We start from the raw sequence: 23,587 nt of genomic DNA, 5'->3' as shown, positions 1-23,587 counted from the left end.
TTTGGTTTTTAATGAATTTCCTATACCCAGGTTTTCTTTTCGCAGTGCTGGCAATAGCCATTCCTATTGTAATTCACTTATTTAATTTCAGGAAATTTAAGAAGGTATATTTTAGTAATGTACAGTTTCTTAAAGAAGCGAAAGAACAGAATTCTTCCAGGGATAAGTTGCAACATTTATTGGTATTGGCCTGCAGGGTTCTTGCAGTTCTGTTTTTGGTGCTTGCTTTTGCAAGGCCCTATATCCCGCTTGAAACTGGTGCAGACCCTAATAAGGGAAACCTGATCAGCGTTTATATCGATAATTCCTACAGTATGGAAACGGTAAACAAGGAGGGGAATTTACTGGATGAAGCCAAGCGAAAGGCGAAAGAAATTGCCAATGCGTACCAGCTGAATGACCAGTTTCAGTTGCTAACCAATGATTTTGAAGGTAAACACCAACGCAAATTAAATAAGGAAGCATTTATTCTGATGCTGGAGGAGTTGAAAATATCTCCGGCCAGCAGAACGTTGCAACAGGTGGTCAACAGGCTACAACAAGAGGGGGATTCCAGGAAAAACCATTTGGTTTATTTGCTTTCCGACTTTCAACAAAACTTTACAGGCCTTGAAAAGATCAAATCTGATCCGGATATCAGGTATTCCATTATTAAGTTAAATGCCAATGCGCTTCCAAATATTGCAATAGATAGTGTATGGAGTTTATCTCCTGTTCATCAGCCCAATCAATCGGAACAATTGGTGGTAAAGTTGCATAATTATGGTTTGGAAGATGCAAATGATGTCCCTTTGAAACTCCTGATCAATCAACAACAGAAAGCCATTAGTAATATAAAAGTTCCGGCAGGTAAATCTGTGAAAGATACTTTAGCTTTTAGCGGCCTGCAAAAAGGCTGGCAGAAAGGCGTATTGTCCATTAAAGATTTTCCGATCACGTTTGATGATGAATTGAATTTTAGTTTTCGCGTGAATAGCGAGATGAAGGTTTTAAGTATCTCAGGAGATCCTAGCCAACTATACTTAAAATCACTCTTTGCCGCTGATCCGTATTTTAAACTGACGGAGATGGCAGAGTCGAACATCAAATATTCGAGCTTTCCGGAATATAGGCTCATTATACTGAATGGCTTAAAACAACCTTCATCCGGACTGGCACAGCAACTGAAAAGTTATGTAAAAAATGGAGGTTCTTTGGTGATCTTTCCGGATCTGGATGCTGGTACAGCGGTTTATACCCCATTTTTAACAGCCCTTTCTCTACCTGCAGTAAAGCAATTGAATACAGGGACAGTTGTAAGCAGTAGTATCGAGCTTAAGGATCCTTTGTTTAAAGATGTATTTGACCAGGTCCCTGCGAATATGGACCTTCCGGTAGTCAGTAAATATTTCAGCTATCTGGAACGAAATACGGCGGGGAAAGAAAGTATCCTTCAATTGCCCCTCAACCAGAGTCTTTTTGCGAGATACCCGGCAGGAGCAGGGAAAATGTATTTGTCGGCCAGCACTTTGAAACCCGAAGATGGCAATTTATCCAGACATCCTGTTTTTGTGCCGCTTTTGTTTAAAGTTGCCTTTAGCAGTGCGAAAACACAGCCGATGTATTATACTGCCGGTAAAGATGATCTGTTGGCACAGCAAAAGACAAGTGTAGGGGCCAATCAATCCCTGGTACTTAAATCAGCTGATGGCATAGAAATTATCCCTGAGATTCGCCAAACACCTGGAGAAACATTGCTCTATATCGCAGACCAGGTTAAGAAACCCGGTTTTTATGACCTTAAAAGAACCGATTCTGTGTTGGCAGTGCTTGCTTTTAATGACGACCGTAAGGAGTCCAATATGAGTTATGCGACCGAACAAAATCTGAAAGATTTGTTCGATGGGCAACAGATTGCCTTACACAATTCTCAGAAAGATGCCTTGTCGCTAAATATACAGGCGAAAAATAGCAGTATAGAGTTATGGAAACTTTGCCTAATTTTGGCTGTTGTTTTTTTAGCCATCGAAATACTATTGATCCGATTTTTTAATAAAACAAAAAACATACAAAAACCATGAATCTTCTCATCACTGGGGTAACCATTGCCGACCCAAACAGCCAGTTCCATCAAAAAACTTGTGATGTACGTGTAGAACAGGGCAAGATTACTGCAATTGGCAGTAACCTGCAGTCTTCCGGCAAGGAAGAAGTTTTTGACGGAGCAGGGGCCATTTTATCACCAGGTTTTTTTGACCTGAACTGCTCTATTGGAGATCCTGGATTTGAAACGAAAGAGGATGTGGAAACTGGAACCCGTGCCGCGATGGCTGGTGGTTTCACTGGATTGGCCGTTTTGCCACATACCAGACCTATTGTTCATTCCAAAGGGGAAATCGCTTATATCATCAACAAAGCAAAAGGAAACCTAGTAGATGTATTGCCAATTGGGGCAGTGAGTCAGGACCTGGAAGGCAAAGAGCTGGCAGAGATGTATGATATGCAACAAGCTGGTGCCATTGCTTTCTCTGATGGTAGCAAGCCAATCTCTGACGATGGGTTTATGAGTCGCGCGTTGCAATATATAAAAGGCTTTGATGGCTTGATGATGGTGCATCCGGAAAACAAATCGATCTCTGGAAAATCACAGATTAATGAAAGTAAAACCAGTGTTTTGCTGGGCATGAAAGGTGTTCCGGCATTAGCTGAAGAAATGCACATCAGCAGGGATATTTTCCTGGCTACTTACCACGATGCCCCATTACACATCAGTAATATCTCTACTGCAGGTTCGGTAGCACTGATTAAAAAGGCTAAAAAAGATGGTTTAAAGATCAGCTGTGATGTTGCTGCTCACCATTTAGTATTTACTGAGGAGCTTTTGAATGATTTCGATAGCAATTACAAGGTGAAACCGCCATTGCGTGGGAAATCAGATGTGAAAGCATTGATCAACGGTTTAAAAGACGGGACCATTGATGCGGTATGTTCACAACACCGCCCTCAAGAAATAGAATTCAAAGCAGTGGAATTCGAAATCGCCGCCTATGGCATCATTGCCCTGCAAACCGTTCTACCTTTAATGCTTAAAGCTGGATTGGATGCGACGCAAATCGCAGAAAAGCTAGCGATTAACCCGCGTAAACTGTTAAAAATTGCAGTTCCAGTGATTTCAGAAAATGAGATCGCTAACTTCACGGTGTACCACCCAACTCTGGACTGGGAATATAACACAACAAATAATCAATCAAAATCAGCGAACTCGCCGCTTTTAAATAAAAAATTAACCGGTAAAGTTCAACTGGTATATAACAACAAACAAATACAATATGGATAATCATGTTAGAACAGCGCTAATTGCGTCGTTAGATAAATTTGCTGCGGTATCTGGAATAGATTCCATCAAATTAGAAGAGGGGTTGATCGAAGTATTCAGTAAAGATCTTGGCTTCCTTGAAAAAGTAGAAGAATTTGATGAGGTATTTGATGAGTACCCGGCGTTTGAGGAATTGAGAGAGGTTTTCTTTGATTTATTGATGATTAATTTCTTTGCCAATGATGTAAAAAAATTAGAAGAAGATTACCTGGAAACTGATGAGTGGGCGGATATTGAAGAGGAGACGATCGATAGGGGTACAGAGCTTTTAAACCTGTTGTTGTACATCAATGAGTGTCATGATGAGCGCATTAAGCCAGAGCTTGGCGACTTCCTGAAAGAATTCTTATTGGTAGAAGAAGATGAGTTCCAGGATGAGTTTCATATCTATGAGGATTTGATCACTAATCAAAATCTGGTAGAAAGTAGCGTAGAAGATATTTGTAGCCATGTAGGTATGATTGATCTTGGAGAAGAAATGGAAGATTTATTTATTCCTTTCATGTGTTTCTTCCACCAGCCAAAAGAAAGTGAAGAAGTAATTAAGGATTTACAAGAGTATAGCCCTAATAAAGAATTTGATGTTGCAGTTTATACGTTAATTGCTAATTTTAACAAAAACTAAACAATTCATCAAATAAAAAAAACATGGAAGCACAAAAAGCGACACTCAACCAATTGTCAGCTAAAAACGGGTTGATCATTGGAACAATTATCATAGTTATTTCTCTGGTGATTCACTTTATCAACCCTTTATTGCCTTATACGAATATCTGGATTCAACTTGGTACGTTTGCGATTTGTATTGGTTTACTGGTTTATTCTGGTAGATCTATCAGAAATGAACTTGGGGGGTATTGGTCATTTGGTGATGCCTTTAAATCATTTTTGATTATTGCGTTAATCCTTACGGCATTTACTACGCTGTATAACATTTTGTTGATGACGGTAATTGATCCAGGGCTTCCTGCTAAGGCAGCAGCAGCAATTGAAGAATCTCAAAGAACGATGATGGCGAAAATGGGTGTTTCTGAAGATCAAATTGATGAGGCGCTTGCTAAAGGTGGCAACATGGAAGAGAAACTGAAGATCACCGGTAAAAACATCGTGACCAGCTTTGGTGTTGCATTGGCGATCTATGGCGTGATAGCTTTGATTCTTGCCGCTTGCCTGAAAAAGAATGCTCCGCTTTTTAAATCTTCTGTTGAAGAGTAAACCTTATACAATAATATTGCAGCGTGCAGTTTTATCATTTTATTTGATGAAATTTGCACGTTGCTTTTTTTTAGCACGTTATTAAGTCATGGATATTTCTATTGTAGTTCCTTTATATAATGAAGAAGAGTCTCTTCCGGAGTTAACTTCCTGGATTGCTAAAGTGATGGAAGCGAATAACTTCTCTTACGAAGTCCTGTTTGTTGACGATGGTAGTACAGACACTTCCTGGTCAGTGATTGAAGATTTGAAAACTCAGTTTGATGCTGTGAAAGGCATTAAATTCAGGAGGAATTATGGTAAATCAGCGGCGCTGAATGTTGCTTTTGAGGCAGCACAGGGTGATGTTATCATCACGATGGATGCAGATTTACAGGATAGCCCTGATGAGATTCCTGAATTATTCCGCAGGATCAAAGAAGAAAAGCTAGACATCATCTCCGGATGGAAGAAAAAGCGTTACGATCCGATTTCAAAGACCATTCCTACCAAATTATTCAATGCAGCCACCAGAAAAATGTCTGGTATTCAGCTAAATGATTTCAATTGTGGTTTAAAAGCATACCGTAAAGAAGTGGTGAAAACCATCGAAGTTTATGGTGAAATGCACCGTTATATCCCTGTAATTGCAAAATGGGCCGGTTTCAAAAAGATCGGTGAGCAGGTGGTAGAACATAGGGCAAGGAAATACGGCGTTACTAAGTTCGGATTGAGCAGATTTGTAAATGGTTTTCTGGATTTATTGTCGATCTTCTTTGTAGGTAAATTTGGCAAAAGACCAATGCACTTTTTCGGTTCATTAGGTGTGTTGAGCTTCCTTTTAGGAACCTTCATGGCATTATGGATGATCGGTGTAAAGTTATACCATATCGCGATGCTGATCCCTTATAAAAGGGAAATCACCGATCAACCCTTATTTTACATTGCATTAGTAGCTATTATTTTAGGTTCTCAGCTGTTCCTTACGGGATTTGTGGCGGAACTGGTGACTAGAAATGCACCGGAAAGAAATGCTTATCTGATTGAAAAGGAAATCTCTTAATTCATGTTTTTTTCTATAATAATCCCGCTATATAACCGTCCGCAGGAAATTGATGAGCTTTTGGGCACTTTAACAAAGCAGACTTACCTTCAGTTTGAGGTATTGGTGATAGAGGATGGATCTACAAATGATGCGAAAGCTATTGTAGCGAAATATGAAAATCAACTGGATATTAAGTATTTCTTTAAACCAAATGCAGGACAAGGATTTGCCAGAAACTACGGTTTTGAGCGTGCTAAAGGTGATTATTTCGTCATCTTCGACTCAGATTGCTTGATTCCTGAAGATTACCTGGAAACGGTTAGGGACTACCTTTATGAACATCAGCTGGATGCTTATGGTGGTCCTGATGCGGCACATGAAACTTTTACGACCGTACAAAAAGCGATCAGCTATGCAATGACCTCTCCGTTTACGACCGGAGGGATCAGAGGCAATAAAAAACACATCGGTCAGTTCCATCCCAGAAGTTTCAATATGGGAGTTTCTAGAGCGGTATGGGAGAAAGTTGGCGGGTTTATTTTGACCCGTTTAGGAGAGGATATCGAGTATAGCATTAGAATTCATGAAAATGGTTTTAAGATTGGTCTCATTCCCGCTGCTAAAGTTTTTCATAAGCGCAGGACCAGTTTCGGTCAGTTTTATAAACAGCTTCATTTTTTTGGAAGGGCAAGGATTAATATCTATAAACATTTCCCTTCGGAACTGAAAATTGTACATTTCTTCCCAGCGGCTTTTACTTGCTTTGTGATCTTCAGTTTATTGATGAATATCGTTTGGCCAGCACTGGCTTTTATCTGTAACTTTATATTGTTGCTGTACTTCGTAATGATCTTTTTTCATTCCTGGCAAGTCAACAAATCTTTAAAAGTTGCATTTTTTAGTATCATTGCATCATTCATTCAACTAACCGCTTATGGGTTAGGGTTTATACAGGATTTTTTTAAGCGTGTAGTATTTAAACAACCATGATAAATTTTTTAAAGGAGAGTACGTTTACGGTGAAGGATGTGATCATGCAGGCCTGGATCGTTACGCGCGACAATTATTTTTCTATTGCCACCTTGTGTTTCCTGGTTTTTATAACCGTTTCCACCTCAACTTTTATGGCCTTTTTTATGGGAGAACTCCCTACAGGCGTAAGGGTGGTGATGTTGCTGATCTTTATCTTATTATATTGTATCGTTAATCTTTCCCTTCTGAAGTACATTTTTCGGTTGCTGGACAAGGAGGATGATCAAGATATTCAGATCATCGAAACCTTACCAACAAGAACAGAGATCATTAGGTTTTTAGTAGGTACAGTTTATTTTGGGATCAGTATTTTTCTGGTAGGCATCTTATTACTACCTGTATTATACATTTTAGATCTGATTCTTAAGTTTGCAGTTAACCAGGGATTGATAGAGAATTTTACTGCTGCGGGAAAAGTAATTGTCAACATTGCAGTAGCAATTGCGATTTTAAGTATCTTTTTTACGTTTATCAGGATCATTTTCTTTCCTTTCTTTATCATTGATAAACATGTACATCCTTTTGAATCGATTAAGCTGAGTCTGGCAACTACCAAAGGAAACTTCATTAAGTTGTTGTTTGTTTTTGGAGGATTTGTGTTGATTCAGGCTTTGGTATTCGGATTCTTCTATATTGTAGTGGTCAGCGGTTTTCAATTGATCAGCTTGATCTTCAATTACGAGATTTACTCTTACGTTTCTTTATTCACAGCTATTTTTAGTTCCTTTATCGTCGTACCATTCTCTACCGCACTAGTTACTGTTGCTTACCGTAGAATGGTTAAGGAATATAAAGGAGATGAACATCCTGATATTTTACACAACATCGTTTAAAAATAATTTATGGGATTAAAAGCGGCATTAAGTAAACCGTTTGCTGCCCTTGTAGTCAGGGGTATTAATAAATGGAAAAAAAATGCAGTTACTGCACAACAGACGATTCTTGCACAGCTGATTGATTCCTCAAAAAATACGGCTTTCGGTAAAGACCATGGTTTCGGGGAAATCCGGAACTATGAAGATTTTAAAAAGCAGGTTCCACTAAGGGATTATGAGGCTTTAAGGCCTTATATTGATCGGGTAGTGGCCGGCGAACCTGATGTGATGTGGAAAGGGAAACCGCAGTATTTCGCTAAAACATCGGGAACCACTTCCGGCGTGAAATACATTCCTATCTCTAAGGAATCTATGCCTGAACACATCAAGGCAGCAAGAAATGCATTATTAACTTATATTCATGAAACGGGCAATGTGAAGTTCATCAACGGAAAGATGATCTTTTTACAGGGGAGTCCGGTGATGACCAGGAAAAACGGCATTAATGTAGGCCGCTTATCTGGAATTGTAGCGCATCTTGTACCCAAGTATTTGCAAAAAAACAGGCTTCCTTCTTATGAAACCAATTGTATTGAGGATTGGGAAGAGAAAGTTGATGCGATTGTCCAGGAGACTTTTCATGAAAATATGACGCTGATTTCTGGCATTCCGCCATGGGTACAAATGTATTTTGATAAGTTAACTGAGAAATCCGGTGGCAAAAAAATCAAAGATATTTTCCCTGAGTTTAGCTTGTTCGTTTATGGAGGGGTGAATTACGAACCTTATCGTTCGAAAATTGAAGAGAGTATTGGCAAAAAAATTGATGCCATAGAAACTTATCCGGCATCAGAAGGTTTTATTGCTTATCAGGATAGTCAAAAAGATAAAAGCTTGTTGTTATTGGCGAAGGCCGGAATCTTTTATGAGTTCGTGCCAGCTGATGAATATTACAATGAAAACCCGACGCGTTTAAGTTTAGGGGAGGTGGAACTAGAAAAAAACTATGCCTTAATTCTGAATACTAATGCCGGTTTATGGGGTTATAGTATCGGAGATACCATCAAGTTTGTTTCAAAAGATCCTTATAAGATCATGGTTACCGGAAGGATCAAGCATTTTATCTCTGCATTTGGAGAGCATGTGATTGGGGAAGAAGTGGAACACGCACTTTTAACCGTAGCCAATGAAGAGGGCGTGGGAATCACTGAATTTACAGTGGCACCACAGGTGAATACACCTCATGGAGAATTACCTTATCATGAATGGTTTGTTGAGTTTTCTGTTGCGCCAAAAGACCTTGCTGCATTTAGCAAAAAGGTAGATCAGGCATTGCAAAAGAAGAATATTTACTATTTTGACCTTATTGAAGGCAAAATATTGCAACCTTTAATCATTCGTTCCCTTCAAAAAGATGCTTTTGTAAACTATATGAGGGCAGAAGGTAAGTTGGGTGGACAGAATAAAGTGCCCCGTTTATCAAATGATAGGAAGATTGCGGAGGTTTTAAGTAGTTTTACAATTCGTCAGAAAGACGAAGAACAGGGAGAATTTTAATTGAAGAATATATCAATACTAGGGTCTACAGGATCTGTAGGTACCCAGGCCTTAGCTGTGGTTCAGGCAAATCCTGGACTATACAAAGTTTTGGCGCTGACCGCTCAATCCAATGCCAGTTTACTCATTAGCCAGGCTTTAACATTTATGCCTGATCTTGTCGTAATCGGTGATGAAAGTCAATATTTAGCTGTGAAATCTGCATTGGCAGGTACCTCAATAAAGGTGTTGGCCGGAGAAAATGGATTATGTGAAGCCGCTGCTTTAGCAGAGGTTGATCTGGTACTGACTGCAGTTGTTGGCTCGGCAGGTTTGAAACCAACTATTGCAGCGATTGAAGCCGGAAAGGACATCGCCTTAGCAAACAAAGAAACTTTAGTGGTGGCTGGTGATTTGATTACCAGTTTGGCTAAGAAACATGGAGTAAGCATTATTCCTGTAGATTCAGAACATTCTGCAATCTTCCAGTGTCTGGTTGGCGAAGGAAATGAATCGCTGGAAAAGATTTACCTTACTGCTTCTGGTGGTCCATTTAGAGGTAAAGATCGGGAGTTTCTTGCTAATGTAACCAAAGCACAGGCGTTAAAACATCCCAATTGGGTGATGGGTGCTAAAATCACGATAGATTCAGCTTCTTTAATGAATAAAGGTCTGGAAGTGATTGAAGCAAAATGGTTATTTGACCTGGAGGTAGATCAGATTGACGTGATTGTACATCCTCAGTCTATCATTCATTCCATTGCGCAATTTAAGGACGGATCTATGAAAGCGCAAATGGGTGTTCCTGACATGAAATTGCCAATTCATTACGCTTTGGCATACCCGGAAAGAATAAGTACGGACTTTAAGCGTTTTAACTTTCTGGAATACCCGGAACTGACCTTTTATCCGGCGGATAATACAACCTTTAGAAATCTTGATCTGGCTTATACTGCTTTGAGAAAAGGAGGAAATATGCCTTGTATTATTAATGCGGCCAATGAGGTGGTTGTAAATGCATTTTTACAAGATAAAATAGGCTTTTTGGAAATGAGTGAGGTGATTGAAAGGTGTATGGAAGAGATTGGATTTATTGCAGAACCAGTGCTGAACAATTATTTAGAAACAGATCAGCATACGCGTATATTTGCGAATCAACTAGTAACAAAATAAGAATTAACGAATCAAAATTAAAACATTAATATAAGATATGAGCGGATTGATTATGGCGGCCCAGTTACTTTTAGGGTTATCGATACTAGTAATTTTACACGAATTAGGACATTTTCTAGCGGCACGTGCCTTTGGGATTAAAGTAGAGAAGTTTTATTTGTTTTTTGACGCCTGGGGCTTCAAATTATTTAGCTTCAAACGTGGTGATTGTGAGTACGGAATAGGATGGTTGCCTTTAGGAGGTTATGTTAAAATTGCAGGGATGATTGATGAATCAATGGATACCGAGCAATTAAAGCAACCGGTACAACCTTGGGAATTTAGGGGTAAACCGGCCTGGCAACGTCTAATCGTGATGTTAGGCGGTGTAATCGTGAACATTGTGGTTGGTATCTTCATCTTCTGGATGATGACTTTTAAATACGGAGAAACGTACATTCCTAACAGTTCTGTATTGGTTGGAATTAACCCAGGAGAGATCGGTAAAGAAATCGGACTGGAAAGAGGAGACCGTGTAATTGCCGTGAATGGTAAGAAAGTGATCCGTTTTGAAGAACTGATCAGCTCTAAAGTGCTATTGGGAAATACTACTTTAACAGTGGTTCGTGGTAATAAAACTTTAGATATTAAAGTTCCTGATAACATTTTGAACAAAGTATCTGATTTAGGAATTGAAGCCTTTATCAGTCGTGTGCCACTTAGAACGGCAACAGTAGACAGTGTGATTGCGGGCAAACCGGCTGCAAATTCTGGTGTCTTGAAAGGTGATCAGATTATTGCCATCAATAAACAACCTGTTAAAAGTGATATTGATGTTCGTGAGGCAATTTTAAAAAATAAAGGTAAAGCAACTGATTTTACGATCAATCGTGCTGGAAAAGCATTGGATCTGAGTATTCCTGTAGATACTGCTGGGACTATCGGCTTTGCTTTTAACCCTAATGAGATTAAACAAGAAACGATTAAGTATAGCTTGCTTGCCGCATTTCCAATCGGAGTAGATCAGGCATGGAAAACTTTCAGCGACAATGCTAAAGGAATCTGGAAAGTATTAACTGGAAAAATCAATGCAAATAAAGCATTTTCAGGTCCTGTAGAGATTGCACGTAAAGTTTATGGTGGCGAGTGGATCTGGGCTAGATTCTGGGCATCTACTGGTTTTATCTCAATTGCATTGGCATTTATGAACTTGTTACCTATTCCTGCATTGGACGGTGGACACGTAGTATTCTTGCTAATTGAGATGGTAAAAGGTAAACCATTGGGTGATAAATTTATGGAGCGGGCACAAATGGTTGGTTTCGTGATGTTACTGGCATTGATGGTTTTTGTATTGGGGAACGACTTGTTCAAAGTCTTCTTCAAACCTTAAGGCGATGGTAGATTATTTTGAATTTTACGGACTACCCCTTACTTTTCATCCTGATGCTGCAGTGATTAAAAATAAGTTTTATGAACTGAGCAAGAAGTATCATCCGGATTTCTATATCAATGAATCGGAGGAGAAACAAGCAGAGGTTTTGGAATTAAGCACGGTCAACAATAAGGCCTACCAGGTATTGAGTAATCCTCAAAAACGGGTGCATTATATTCTGGAATTAAAAGGGCAGCTGATAGAGGGAGAGAATTATACGCTTCCTCAGTCTTTCCTGATGGAGATGATGGATGTGAATGAAGCGCTGATGGATTTACAGTTTGATCCGGATCCAGAACGTTTGGCCGCATTAAAAGTAGAGGTAGACGAAATAGAAAAGGGTTTAAGCGAACAAATAGCTGCGCTAACGAGTTCATTTGAAAATAAGGATAAGGAAGCTCAGCTTCGGATCCTAACAGCTATAAAGGATTTATATTACCGCAATAAGTACTTGTACCGAATCCGGGAAAGTATCAAAAAGGCAGAATCTGCCGCATAAGGTGTTATCAGATTGTAAAAAAGCCCATCAGGGCTTTTTTACAATCTATGTTTGAGGTACTTTTGGAATCAAACCCATTTTTATGAACACATTATCCATTTTTAGAAAAGTTGCCGTAGCTGAAGGGCTGTCTTACCTATTGTTATTATTTGTAGCGATGCCGATGAAATACTGGGCAGGTATGCCATTAGCAGTGAAGTATACTGGCTGGGCGCATGGTTTACTCTTTGTGATGTACATCGTGATCTTGATCATGGCCTGGATGGAGTACAAATGGAATTTCAAAAAAGTGGCGATGATCGGTGCTGCTTCTTTACTTCCTTTTGCGCCATTTATTGTGGATAAAAAGCTAAAAGAAGAAAATTAAAATAAAAATTTGCATTTATAAAAGTAGTTCCTATATTTGCAACCCGCTAACGAAGCAAATGCCCGGATGGCGGAATTGGTAGACGCGCTGGTCTCAAACACCTGTGGGAAACCGTGCCGGTTCGACTCCGGCTCCGGGTACATTGGAAAGCCTTAGAGAAATCTAAGGCTTTTTTGCTTTCCGGCCTTAGCCAAAGCACATCCCCTTTTTCGGCTATATTAATCCCATAAAATACATTAGCATGTTCCTTTAGTCGATCGATTATTTTATATTTAGGCGATTTTAAAATATGGATGGATTTATAATTAAAAATCTATCGAATAGTTAATCTTATAAAGCAAAAATCAATATGTCGAATACATCAAAAATTATCTACACCAAAACCGATGAGGCGCCAATGTTGGCAACCTATTCACTTTTACCAATCGTACAAGCTTTTACCGCATCAGCAGGTATTGATGTAGAAACAAGAGATATTTCTTTAGCAGGTAGAATTTTAGCGAACTTTCCTGAGTTTTTAAAAGATGATCAAAAAGTAGGTGATGCTTTACTAGAGCTTGGTACATTAGCAACCACGCCAGAGGCTAACATTATTAAATTACCAAATATTTCAGCTTCTATTCCTCAATTGGTAGAAGCCATTACTGAGTTACAGGCACAAGGTTATGCTTTGCCAAACTACCCAGATAACGCACAAACTGAAGAAGAAAAAGCAATAAAAGCTAAATACAGCAAAGTTTTAGGTTCAGCAGTAAATCCTGTTTTACGTGAAGGTAACTCTGATCGTAGAGCGCCTAAAGCTGTTAAAAACTATGCAAAAGTAAACCCTCACTCTATGGGTGCCTGGTCTGCAGATTCTAAAACTCGTGTGGCCAGCATGACCGAAGGTGATTTTTATGGTTCAGAGAAATCTGTAACTGTTACTGATCCAACTCAATTTAAAATAGAATTTGTTGCTGAAGATGGTAGTGTTACTGAATTAAAAGGTTTAGCACCATTAAAAGCAGGTGAAGTGATTGACAGTTCTGCTTTAAGTTTAGCTGCTTTGAAAGCATTTGTAGCTAAAGAAATTGCAGCAACTGAAGCTGAAGGGACTTTATTATCTGCGCATTTAAAAGCAACGATGATGAAAGTTTCTGATCCGATTATTTTTGGAGCTATTGTAGAGGTTTACTTCGCTGATGTGTTTGCTAAATATGCAGATTTATTTAAGGAATTAAATATCGATACCAGAAATGGTTTAGGAGATGTTTATGCAAAAATTGCTGGCCATCCGAAACAAGCAGAAGTTGAAGCTGATTTAGCTAAAGCCATCGAGAATGGTCCGGCATTGGCAATGGTAAATTCTGATAAAGGAATCACCAACCTTCATGTACCAAGTGATGTAATTGTAGATGCTTCTATGCCTGCAATGATCCGTAATTCTGGTCAGATGTGGAATAAGGAAGGTAAATCTCAAGATACAACAGCCTTGATTCCTGATCGTAGTTATGCTGGTGTTTATACTGCAACAATTGACGATTGTAAGGCTAATGGTGCATTCGATGTAGCTACAATGGGTTCAGTACCTAACGTAGGTTTAATGGCACAAAAGGCAGAAGAATATGGTTCACATGATAAAACTTTCCAGGCAAAAGCAAACGGAACGATCCGTGTAACAGATGCTGATGGAAAAGTTTTCTTTGATCAAAAAGTTGCAACAGGTGATATCTTCCGCATGTGCCAGACTAAAGATGCGCCAATTCAGGATTGGGTTAAATTAGCAGTAAACAGAGCGCGTTTATCAGCTACACCAGCAATCTTCTGGTTAGATGAAAACAGAGCACACGATAGAGAGATCATCGCGAAAGTGAAAAAATACTTAGCTGATCATGATACTGCAGGTTTGGATATCCAAATCCTTGCGCCAATTGAAGCTACTAAATATACATTAGAAAGAATCAGAAAAGGTTTAGATACCATCTCTGTAACTGGTAACGTATTGCGTGACTACTTAACAGATTTATTCCCAATTTTAGAGTTAGGAACTTCTGCTAAAATGTTATCTATCGTTCCTTTAATGAATGGTGGTGGTTTGTTCGAAACCGGTGCAGGTGGTTCTGCTCCAAAACATATCGAGCAATTTATCGAAGAAGGTTATTTACGTTGGGATTCTCTAGGTGAGTTTTTAGCTTTAGGTGCTTCTTTAGAGCATTTAGGTCAAACTCAAAACAATGCAAAAGCATTAGTTTTGGCGGAAACTTTAGATGCAGCAACGGAAACTTTCCTTGCTAATGATAAATCTCCAGCTCGTAAAGTTGGACAAATTGACAACCGTGGTTCTCATTTCTACCTGGCTCAATATTGGGCTCAGGAGTTGGCAAAACAAACTAAAGACGCTGATTTGCAAGTTAAATTCGCGCCATTAGCTAAAGCCTTGACTGAAAATGAAGCTAAAATCTCTGCGGAACTAATTGCTGCGCAAGGTAAGCCACAAAATATTGGTGGTTACTTCCATCCAAATGATGAGCTGGCAGAAAAAGCCATGCGTCCAAGTGAAACATTGAATACTATTTTAGCTTCTTTGTAGGCTAGAATAATTGATAAATAGGAGCGTCCTGATGAAAATCAGGACGCTTTTTTGCTTTAAGGTTTTGCCTGAGATAAAAAGATATTACAATTAATTACCATGGTAATCAATATCCAGGTTGTATTGATAAAGTAATCCGGAAAGATTTAAGGCGGAAAACTTCGCCTGTTTTACTTTATTCACCGAAGGATCAAGGCTGAAATTCCTTGCCGTACGGAAATCCGTTTTTTCTAAAACAGACCTTACAAAAGTTGCCCCTGAAAGGTCACAGTTATCAAATGTGCTTGAAGTCAAATCCGCTTCTTCAAAATCCGTCTCTTTTAGGGAGCAGTCTGTAAACTTCGTTTTCCTGAGCTTTGTTCCATAAAATGTAGAATAATCCAGGTGACTCTGCTCAAAAATGAACGAAAATAAGAACTTGTTACATTTTGAAAAATCTATCCCTAATACCTTACAGCCAGTAAAAGTAACATCTTTGAAGCCAGTGCCAGTCACTATGGTAAGGGAGAAATTACATTGTTTAAAATGGCAATTCATGAAATCATTGTGGCTTAGATCACTATTAGAAAAGTCGCAGTTTACAAATTCACATTTGATAAACTCCCGGTTTTCTAACCGCTTTTCTGCATAATTGATATTGGTAAACGTTTTTCCTTCGTGGAGGGTAGTTTCGTTGGAATTGTTCATAGAACCTATTTTAATTGGAGTAATCTATTGACGATGTTTTCTTTATTTTCTTCAGTGATGTTGTAGAGGCTTAGGTTATCTGCAAACCAAAGTCCATCGGCAACTAACATTATAATCTGACTGTTCACATCCAGGTCTTGAATAGATCCAGATGCGATGTGTTCAGTAAACCAATCATTCCACATTTTCTTATAATGCTCATTGACCAGTGCGGCTTGCAAAATAACTTTCATTGTTCTCCTGTATTGCAAATCACCGCTCTTTTTGATCACAAAGCGTAGAAAAGCGATAGGAGCAATGTTATTTCCTAAGGTTCTTTTTTCTGCGATAATTGAATTAGTAAGTTCAAGAAGACTTTGGCGTACGAGTTCTTCCAATAATTCTTCTTTATTGCGGAAATGATGGATGATACCCCCTTTGCTCAATCCCGTTTGATCAGAGATCGCCTGGAAGGTAACTTGATGCCAATCTGCTGTGGCACCAATCTCGGCAGCAGTATTTAGAATCAGTTGCTTATTTGCTTCCGGATCTTTTTTTCTTTTATATGGATTTTCCATGACACAAAGATACCGACCGATTGGTTTGTTTGCAAGTTATTTTTATACATTTGTTAGCTCAATAAGTTCTCTCTTATGCCCAGACACGTTATTATTCTATCCACAGTAATCAATACACCAATTGACCTGCAGCATATTAATCAGGTAGTTGCTACTTTTTCTGAGATCTCAGACTGGTCTGTTGATTTGGAGGATTGTGACCAGATCTTGCGGGTAGTTTGCGCTAAAGATCTCGGGTCTGACCTTGTCGAAAGCCTGGAATGCATAGGAGTAAAGGCCTTATTGATAGAGGTTTTTGATGAAAATGGAATTCCTTGCCTTAAGTAATACCCTGCTATTCTTTTATTCCCGCTTTAGCAGACTATTTGCATTAGCCACAGACAATTTCTTTTATTGGAGGATTAAAGCTTAAATTTGCAGCTTTAAATAAGAGCATGATTAAATTATTTGTGGTGGGGTATTCACTAGATATACAGGAAGCTGAACTGATTGATATTTTCAGCATCCACGGAACAATACAGAGTGTACATTTGCTTACCGATAAATTTACCCAGAGACATAAAGGCTTTGGTTTTATCGAAATGGAGGACCAAGCTGGTGCCGACAGAGCAATTGCTGCCATCAATGGCATGGTACATAAAGGTAGAAAGATCACTGTTAAACTAGCTGATGAAGATAGAGCAGAGAAACCAAGAACAATGAGAGAGAACAGATTTCAATCTCAGGAATTACAAGGCAATGCAACAAGCATTGAACCCTTTAAAACGAAGCGTCCAAGAAAATTAATGTCCAATACATTCAGGGCTGAGAATTCTTAAATTATAGCATTTAAAACCCAGGCAGATTGCATTCTAAATCGGCCTGGGTTTGATGTTTATAAGGCATTGCTAAATCTAATTTAGATGCCAAATATTTGGCGACAGCCTCTTATCAGATACTGCCTAAATGGGTGTGTTTAAAATCATCATTGTACTTTAATCCATACCCAAGCATTCTATCAAATGATGCATGGGCAAACAGCAGGATACCAATTGAAATCCATATTTCCTGTTGGCTAAAAATTCCTATTCCAAGTAAAACCAGCGCAATACCTCTGTGGTGAATGATATTGTAAGTAAAAGCTCCGGTTTTTGTGCCGAACAAATAACCAATCATCGAGATATCCGGACTGAAAAACAGGAGGATCCAGATCCATAAGGAAAGACCATGGGAATGTTGGGAAAGGAAATAAATGGATATGGCAGTCATGGCTGCTTCTTCCAATTTGATATTGATGCTCATTTTTTTACTCATGACCTGATGTTTATAATTGTCAGCTCAAAAGTAGGGTAGAAACAAGGCCTTTGTAATTGACAAAAATCAAGAAGTTTTTTTATTGCGGATGCGGCTCAAGGTTTCAGGTGTCATTCCCAGCATAGATGCCAGATATTGGAGTGGAACCTGGTGAAACAGTTCTCTTTGCTCTTCAAATAGTATTTGATAGCGTTCTTCTGCAGATAAAGAAATCTGATTGAACATTCTATTTTCAAGGCTGACAAAGCATTTGCCAATAAACAGTTTTTCAAATTCGTTCCATTTCGGGATCAACTGACCGATATTCAGGTACTGTTCATGACTAATGGTATACAGTGTTACTTCGCTTAATGCCTGAATGTTCCACCGACTTGGGTTGCGAAAAAGGAAACCGGAAAGATCTGTGACGAAAGTCCCGCTATTGGCGATCCATTGTGTCACTTCTTTATCTGGTAAGGTCACAAATAGCCTCAAAAGACCATGCTGAATAAAGCTCAATCGGTTACTTTGCTGCTGACTTTTTAGAAAGAAATCCCCCTTAGCCAGTTTCTCTTCCTGAAATAGACCTGCTAGTTTTTTACCATCATGAAGTCCGATGCTGAAATAATGATGCAGATAGTTTTCTAGTTCTGTCAATTTACGGACTTTTTAAAAATTTGGAATTCAGCTAAAATGAAGCTGTGATAGTTTTTGTTCCTAATTTCAAATATACCAATTAAAATCAGACCGTATTCAAGACACTATATTAGCGGATACCTGGGTTGACTTGCTTTTGAATAATTTAAAAGGACCTGAATACCCCTTTATTTTGTCTTGTTTAGCCCCATGATATCTGTCTTAATTTGTTGAACTTAGTATAGTTAAGAGAATTGGTAAAATTTATTCATGATTTAAAACCTAAGACAATGGCAACAGCAAAAAATCCTTTTGGATGGACAGAAATTTATGTAGAAGATATGGCGAGAGCGCAAAAATTCTACGAAACAGTATTAGCAGTAGAATTGGTAGCACTGCCTATGCCAGCAGGGGTAGAAATAGAAAATGATGGTGAAGATTCCTATGAAATGGTCTCTTTTCCTGGAGATATGGCTGCTCCTGGTACCAGTGGTGCCCTGGTGAAATCAGCGATGTTTAAACCAGGCCTTGGTGGTACATTGGTTTATTTTAGTTGTGAAGATTGTGCAACAGAAATATCAAGGGTAGCTGCGGCAGGGGGAAAGGTCCTGAACGATAAAATGTCAATTGGAGAATATGGATTTTGTGGTGTTTGTATGGATAGCGAAGGGAATGCTATTGGATTCCATTCTATGAAATAAGTACCAAAAGATCGATAAATAAAATGGGGCCTCCCATTATAGAAGGCCCCATTTTATTTAGCTATAAATATTTTACATTTTCAGTTTATATACAGTTTTACCTTCTTTAATGGTTTCATCCACCTTAATGTCCTTTATTTTCAAAGGATCTATTGTGGTAGGATCCTGATCAAGAATTACTAAATCGGCAAGCTTACCAACTTTCAGCGATCCTTTATGATCCTGTTCCTGATATTGGTAAGCGGCATTAATCGTGATTGATTTTAAAGCTTCCAATGGCGTTATTTTCTCATCAGGGCCTAAGATTCTTCCAGATTGTGTTTTTCTGTTTACAGCGGCATATACCGCGGTGAGCAAATCAGGAGGAGTTACTGGTGCATCATGGTGAATCGTGAAGCTAATTCCTGCTTTTTTTGCAGAATTTGCCGGACTTAAGAACTGGCTTCTTTCAGGTCCAAAAACACTGGTATAATGCCAATCGCCCCAAATGTAAACATGCGTAGAGAAATAAGAAGGTAGCACACCTGTATCTTTAATCTTCTGGATATGATCTGGTCTGCTATTTTGCACATGGATTAATGTGGCGCGCATCTCAGGTTTATAAACTCCTTCTTCTTTTAATTTTTTAAATGCAGCAAGGGCCTGATCAATTGCCGCATCACCATTGACGTGTAATTGCGCAGTAAAGCCATGTTGGAAAACTTTTTTCAGACCGTTATATACAAACTCATCAGTGAAAGCTGGAAATCCTTTATAGTCTTTACTAGCTCCTTCTGGAGGTACCACATAAGGAATGGTTAACCAGGCGGTTTTTCCTTGTGGAGAACCATCTAAAGAAAATTTAAAACCACCTAGTTTTAAACGATCGGTATACTTCATATACTCTGGTTTAAAATCATCGATTTTATCCTTATACATATCGTAATCCGGAAAATAAACCACATCGGCAACCAGTAGTTTTTTAGCTGCTGCTTCTTTTAAAAGTGGAATACTTTGGCCCATCGTTCTGCCATCACAGATCGTGGTTTGTCCATATTTTAGCCACTCTGCCTGTGCTTTCATCAGGTTTTGCATAGCCTGAGACTCTTCTCCAGGTTTTACTTTTGTTACTGGCATCATCGTTACCAATTTGTTTAAAGCCATGAAATTGGCATTCTCTTCCAGTTTTCCATTGAGCTTGCCAGTTTTTTTATCGCGGCCATAATGCCCCCCAGGAGGATCTTTAACGGTTTCTGTAATGCCTAGAAACTTCAGCATAGCCGAATTTACGACACTCACGTGTCCGGAGGCATGTAGCGCCAGAATAGGGTGGGTATCAGAAATCGCATCCATTTCTGCTAATGTCGGATTGGTATGCTCTACCATTAATGCATCGTCATAACCATTACCCAATAGTGGCGTATTTGCTGGCATTGGATGATCCTTGATGTATTTTTTGATAGTAGCCTGCATATCCGGAATCGAATTCACGGTTCCATAAGGGGCAGCACCAAGGTCTATGGCCTGTTCCATACCTGCTCTGGAGGTCAGGTGACCATGAGCATCAATAAAACCAGGCATCAATGTTTTTCCTTGTAAATCGTGAACCGTAGTTTTATCGTCTACATATTTGTCGGCTTCAGCTTTTTTACCAGTAAATAGGATTTTACCATCCTTAATCACAATGGCTTCAGCGGTAGGTTCTGCATCCTCCATCGTTAAAATAGGCCCGCCAAAATAAATGGCATCACCTTTATCTCCTGTTGTTTTGCTTTGACAGCTGAACAACAGCCCGGCAATGAGCAGTTGGAAATAGTATATTTTCTTCATAATGTATATTTATTTAACACAGGTTGGTGCTTAATAGCTATACATTTTTAAGAGATCATTTGTTTTAATGTTTTTCAATTACCCCTGCAGGGTTCAGTTCTCTTTGTTTAGTCAGGTTAAATTGGTACAATTCTTCTGTGGGTACCAGCTTTCTAGATACCTTGTTGATGTCCATTCCTGCTTCTGTCCATAGATATGGTTTGAAACTGTAAGATTTGTTGCCGTCCAGATTGGCAATAAACTGATCCCATGTAGACCATCTTAAGCCTTTGTAAAAATCAGAAAGATCACCATCCAGGCAAAAACGTAGAAACTCAGTATAACCTAAACCTAAAGATTCCCATTTCAGACTGTTCGGAGCCAGGTAATAAACGCTTTTTAAGTCTGTCCCAAATGCGCCGTAATTGATGGCAAAGAAACCACCGATCGCATCATCTGCTACCAGATAGAATTCCGGTTGATCCCCATATTCTTTGATACTTTTCCCCTTATTCCATTCTGGTACAGAACGACTGAGTTTAGCGCTGCCAGAACCTAAAATTCTCAACCAGCCATTGTCGATCATGATCCCGCCAGTATGGTAAATGACCGCTCCTAAGGTCGCATAGGTAGATAGTTGTGCGTTATACAAGGCATTTTTAGCCATGGCCGTATCACATTCCAATACCTGAACCTTATTCTTCGCCGAATCCAACCATTTTTGAACCAATGGCCAGGCCGGATCAGTAGTATTGATCAATTCATCCAGGTTTTGCATTTTATTTTGGGCAAAGCTGGCTACAGAAAAAAGAGTCAGACCGATAATGAAGGCGGTTTTTAGGATGCTTTTCATAGCTTATGAATATTTTTTGTCAAAGATAAGCGGATAAAGTACAAATCTGGAATGCTTATGTAGGTTTTCTTATGAGGAAAATGTCGGGGCTTGAAGAATCATAAAGAATTGGAAAAGCAAGGTTATAAGCTAGCTGTGCCGAAGGGGAGGAAGTCTGGGTTCAGTAGGGGTTGGCTTAGGGTTGATATAGGGGAACCCTAAGCCAACCCTTACCGAAATCCTTCCGAACCCTATCTGAACCTGCCGCAGTTCCTAGACACAACTACCCCCTTTGTTGAATTGCTTTCATTTTCTCTAAGCTTAAAACTGGCCGGATTTTTTTTAACACTGGCCAGATATTTGATTGTTGTTAAACGAAAAACACCAGGAATCTATGATGGGAAATCAGAAGAAAAAACTCAAAAGAACCGTTTCGTTGGTCAAAATCCTGGCGAAATATGGATTTGGGGAGTTGTTGAACTATACAAATAATGACCACAACAATGAATACAGTTCTTTAACGGTTTATGAGCGGATTCGAATGACTTTGGAAGAGCTTGGACCCACCTATGTAAAATTCGGACAAGCATTTAGCATCAGAGAGGACCTTTTGCCTAAAGAGATGATTGTAGAGCTGCAAAAGCTACAGGACAATGTCGAGGCAAAGCCGATAGCAGTAAGAGAACTACTATGTACAGATTTAAACATAGAACCTGAGGCCTATTTTTCACATATAGAAGAAATTCCATTTGCCTCTGCTTCGATTTCACAAGTATATAAAGCTACCCTGATTACCGGGGAAGATGTTATTTTGAAAATTAAACGACCTGGAATTCGAGAGGTGGTGACTTCCGATATGTTGATTATGAAAGACATTGCCAAAGTCCTGATCAGCTATAGTGAAGTGTTTCGCAGGATAAATTTGGTAGAGGTACTGGAAGCATTTGAAAAATCAATTTTTCATGAGCTATCATTTGTGAATGAGTTGGACAACATCGAGCGCTTCTCCAGAAATTTTAAAGGACATCGATCCATTTATCTCGCTAAGGTATTTCCCGAGCTTTCAAATGATAATATCCTCTGTATGGAATTCATTGAAGGTGCTAAAATTACAGATAAGCAAGCCTTAATCGAGATGGAGTTGAAGCCGGCTCAGATTGCAGAAAACGGATTAGACTTATACCTGATCCAGGTATTGGAGCATGGGTTTTTCCATGCAGATCCACATCCTGGAAACCTGATGGTCCTGGAAAGCGGACAGATTGCTTTTATAGATTTTGGTTCTATGGGGAGCATGATGCCAATTGAGAAGGAAATGCTGGAAGATTTTATCTCCCATTTCATGGCTCAGGATGCGAGAAGATTGATCATGACCCTGAAAAGGATGGCACTTCGCTTTAATGTAACCGATGAAAATCAGTTGGAACGTGATATTCATGGTTTCTTTAGTCTGCTGGAAGGAGCTTCGCTGCAGGAGATGGACATCAAAGAGGTGTTGACTAAATTCTCTGCCATTTTGAATCAAAATGAAATCCTGATGCCCGATCATCTTTACCTGCTGGTTCGTGGTATTGTACTGATTGAAGGGATCGGCAGAGCATTGGTTCCGGATTTGAATATTGTAGAAAGCTTAAGGCCTTATATTCTGAAAATCGCGCTGCGGAAACTGAGCCCCGATGAAATGAAAAAGAATGCGCTAAACCTACTCAGAACACTGACGGAAGCGATGAAAACCATGCCTGATGAATTCCAATCGGTTTTAAGCAAGTTAAACAATGGTGAGCTAAAAGTGATTCAGGAAGTACCACAATTAGAATCTACCCGGAAAATGATGGGAAGCCTGATGAACAGGCTGATCATGGCGCTACTTTTATCTGGATTATTGATCGGTTCGGCAATTTTGATTTCTGCAAACCGGCCACCAATGTTCCATGGAATGCCCGCGCTGGCCGTTATTGGTTTATTGCTCAGTTTCATTCTTGCCCTTTGTATTTTTATTCCTTTGATTTTTAAGAAAAATAGCTGAAGCCTCAGGAACTGAATTTTTGTCAGAAACAGGAAATTTTGACAAGCGATTTTCCTTTTATAAGGCGCTGTAAACCTTTGGTATAGCTC

General features: G+C 39.2%; 23 protein-coding genes and 1 tRNA gene. 18 read left to right on the top strand and 6 right to left on the bottom strand.

Features of this window, described 5'->3' with window-relative positions; all coding sequences use genetic code 11:
- The first annotated feature begins 11 nt into the window (after positions 1–11).
- From R2S10_RS09725 to R2S10_RS09660, 14 genes are all read left to right on the top strand, one after another.
- Complete coding sequence (locus tag R2S10_RS09725) at positions 12–2,060, top strand: BatA domain-containing protein (RefSeq protein ID WP_316840251.1); 2,049 nt, start codon at positions 12–14, stop codon at positions 2,058–2,060.
- Positions 2,057–3,316, top strand: coding sequence for a dihydroorotase (locus R2S10_RS09720; RefSeq protein ID WP_316840250.1), 1,260 nt, complete (start codon positions 2,057–2,059; stop codon positions 3,314–3,316). The genes R2S10_RS09725 and R2S10_RS09720 overlap by 4 nt, the downstream gene beginning before the upstream one ends.
- On the top strand, positions 3,309–3,980 hold the full coding sequence (locus R2S10_RS09715) for a hypothetical protein (RefSeq protein ID WP_265841313.1): 672 nt from the start codon (positions 3,309–3,311) through the stop codon (positions 3,978–3,980). Before R2S10_RS09720 ends, R2S10_RS09715 begins: the two co-directional genes overlap by 8 nt.
- Positions 3,981–4,003: 23 nt before the next feature.
- Entirely contained in the window at positions 4,004–4,570 is a 567-nt protein-coding gene (locus R2S10_RS09710; protein WP_316840249.1) for a DUF4199 domain-containing protein, read from the top strand.
- Positions 4,571–4,658: 88 nt separating this feature from the next.
- A complete protein-coding gene (locus R2S10_RS09705) occupies positions 4,659–5,612 on the top strand; it encodes a glycosyltransferase family 2 protein (protein ID WP_316840248.1) in 954 nt (317 codons plus the stop codon).
- Between the two features lie 3 nt (positions 5,613–5,615).
- Positions 5,616–6,584, top strand: coding sequence for a glycosyltransferase (locus tag R2S10_RS09700; protein ID WP_316840247.1), 969 nt, complete (start codon positions 5,616–5,618; stop codon positions 6,582–6,584).
- Positions 6,581–7,459 carry a hypothetical protein gene (locus R2S10_RS09695; protein ID WP_316840246.1) on the top strand — a complete coding sequence of 293 codons (879 nt, stop codon included), beginning with the start codon at positions 6,581–6,583 and terminating at the stop codon, positions 7,457–7,459. The genes R2S10_RS09700 and R2S10_RS09695 overlap by 4 nt, the downstream gene beginning before the upstream one ends.
- A 9-nt stretch (positions 7,460–7,468) precedes the next feature.
- Positions 7,469–8,998 carry a GH3 auxin-responsive promoter family protein gene (locus R2S10_RS09690; protein ID WP_316840245.1) on the top strand — a complete coding sequence of 510 codons (1,530 nt, stop codon included), beginning with the start codon at positions 7,469–7,471 and terminating at the stop codon, positions 8,996–8,998.
- Entirely contained in the window at positions 8,999–10,150 is a 1,152-nt protein-coding gene (locus tag R2S10_RS09685) for a 1-deoxy-D-xylulose-5-phosphate reductoisomerase (RefSeq protein ID WP_316840244.1), read from the top strand. It abuts the gene before it with no gap.
- A 37-nt stretch (positions 10,151–10,187) separates the two neighbouring features.
- Positions 10,188–11,522, top strand: a complete 1,335-nt coding sequence (rseP, locus tag R2S10_RS09680) for an RIP metalloprotease RseP (RefSeq protein ID WP_316840243.1) — start codon at positions 10,188–10,190, stop codon at positions 11,520–11,522.
- 4 nt (positions 11,523–11,526) lie between these two features.
- Positions 11,527–12,063 carry a Fe-S protein assembly co-chaperone HscB gene (hscB, locus tag R2S10_RS09675; protein ID WP_316840242.1) on the top strand — a complete coding sequence of 179 codons (537 nt, stop codon included), beginning with the start codon at positions 11,527–11,529 and terminating at the stop codon, positions 12,061–12,063.
- An 82-nt stretch (positions 12,064–12,145) separates the two neighbouring features.
- Positions 12,146–12,430: a DUF3817 domain-containing protein gene (locus R2S10_RS09670; RefSeq protein ID WP_265841322.1), complete on the top strand. Its 285-nt coding sequence runs from the start codon at positions 12,146–12,148 to the stop codon at positions 12,428–12,430.
- 60 nt (positions 12,431–12,490) lie between these two features.
- A tRNA-Leu gene (locus tag R2S10_RS09665) sits at positions 12,491–12,570 on the top strand.
- 209 nt (positions 12,571–12,779) lie between these two features.
- Positions 12,780–14,999 carry an NADP-dependent isocitrate dehydrogenase gene (locus tag R2S10_RS09660; protein ID WP_316840241.1) on the top strand — a complete coding sequence of 740 codons (2,220 nt, stop codon included), beginning with the start codon at positions 12,780–12,782 and terminating at the stop codon, positions 14,997–14,999.
- A gap of 90 nt (positions 15,000–15,089) precedes the next feature.
- Here R2S10_RS09660 and R2S10_RS09655 read toward each other — a convergent pair whose 3' ends face one another.
- Positions 15,090–15,686: a pentapeptide repeat-containing protein gene (locus tag R2S10_RS09655; RefSeq protein ID WP_316840240.1), complete on the bottom strand. Its 597-nt coding sequence runs from the start codon at positions 15,684–15,686 to the stop codon at positions 15,090–15,092.
- Between the two features lie 5 nt (positions 15,687–15,691).
- Positions 15,692–16,243 (bottom strand): TetR/AcrR family transcriptional regulator, encoded by a 552-nt coding sequence (locus tag R2S10_RS09650; protein WP_316840239.1) that lies wholly within the window; start codon positions 16,241–16,243, stop codon positions 15,692–15,694.
- Between the two features lie 75 nt (positions 16,244–16,318).
- On the opposite strand from R2S10_RS09650, the gene R2S10_RS09645 reads away from it, so the two are divergent.
- Both R2S10_RS09645 and R2S10_RS09640 read left to right on the top strand, forming a co-directional pair.
- Positions 16,319–16,570, top strand: coding sequence for a hypothetical protein (locus R2S10_RS09645; protein WP_316840238.1), 252 nt, complete (start codon positions 16,319–16,321; stop codon positions 16,568–16,570).
- 107 nt (positions 16,571–16,677) lie between these two features.
- Positions 16,678–17,061, top strand: coding sequence for a hypothetical protein (locus R2S10_RS09640; RefSeq protein ID WP_316840237.1), 384 nt, complete (start codon positions 16,678–16,680; stop codon positions 17,059–17,061).
- A 112-nt stretch (positions 17,062–17,173) separates the two neighbouring features.
- Here R2S10_RS09640 and R2S10_RS09635 read toward each other — a convergent pair whose 3' ends face one another.
- Both R2S10_RS09635 and R2S10_RS09630 read right to left on the bottom strand, forming a co-directional pair.
- Complete coding sequence (locus tag R2S10_RS09635; protein ID WP_316840236.1) at positions 17,174–17,536, bottom strand: DUF4260 domain-containing protein; 363 nt, start codon at positions 17,534–17,536, stop codon at positions 17,174–17,176.
- 66 nt (positions 17,537–17,602) lie between these two features.
- Positions 17,603–18,172, bottom strand: coding sequence for a Crp/Fnr family transcriptional regulator (locus R2S10_RS09630; RefSeq protein WP_316840235.1), 570 nt, complete (start codon positions 18,170–18,172; stop codon positions 17,603–17,605).
- 269 nt (positions 18,173–18,441) lie between these two features.
- Here R2S10_RS09630 and R2S10_RS09625 point away from each other — a divergent pair, with 269 nt between their 5' ends.
- Positions 18,442–18,852, top strand: a complete 411-nt coding sequence (locus R2S10_RS09625; RefSeq protein WP_316840234.1) for a VOC family protein — start codon at positions 18,442–18,444, stop codon at positions 18,850–18,852.
- A gap of 72 nt (positions 18,853–18,924) precedes the next feature.
- On the opposite strand, the gene R2S10_RS09620 is transcribed toward R2S10_RS09625, so the two are convergent.
- Complete coding sequence (locus R2S10_RS09620; RefSeq protein ID WP_316840233.1) at positions 18,925–20,661, bottom strand: amidohydrolase; 1,737 nt, start codon at positions 20,659–20,661, stop codon at positions 18,925–18,927.
- A 64-nt stretch (positions 20,662–20,725) separates the two neighbouring features.
- Positions 20,726–21,493 carry a DUF2625 domain-containing protein gene (locus R2S10_RS09615; protein WP_316840232.1) on the bottom strand — a complete coding sequence of 256 codons (768 nt, stop codon included), beginning with the start codon at positions 21,491–21,493 and terminating at the stop codon, positions 20,726–20,728.
- Between the two features lie 373 nt (positions 21,494–21,866).
- On the opposite strand from R2S10_RS09615, the gene R2S10_RS09610 reads away from it, so the two are divergent.
- A complete protein-coding gene (locus tag R2S10_RS09610; protein WP_316840231.1) occupies positions 21,867–23,498 on the top strand; it encodes an ABC1 kinase family protein in 1,632 nt (543 codons plus the stop codon).
- Positions 23,499–23,587 lie beyond the last annotated feature (89 nt).

This window comes from Pedobacter gandavensis (assembly GCF_032678745.1).
In the GTDB taxonomy this organism is placed as follows: Bacteria; Bacteroidota; Bacteroidia; order Sphingobacteriales; family Sphingobacteriaceae; genus Pedobacter; species Pedobacter gandavensis_C.
The sequence above is the reverse complement of the archived record's forward strand: the minus strand, read 5'-3'. Positions and strand labels throughout refer to the sequence as shown.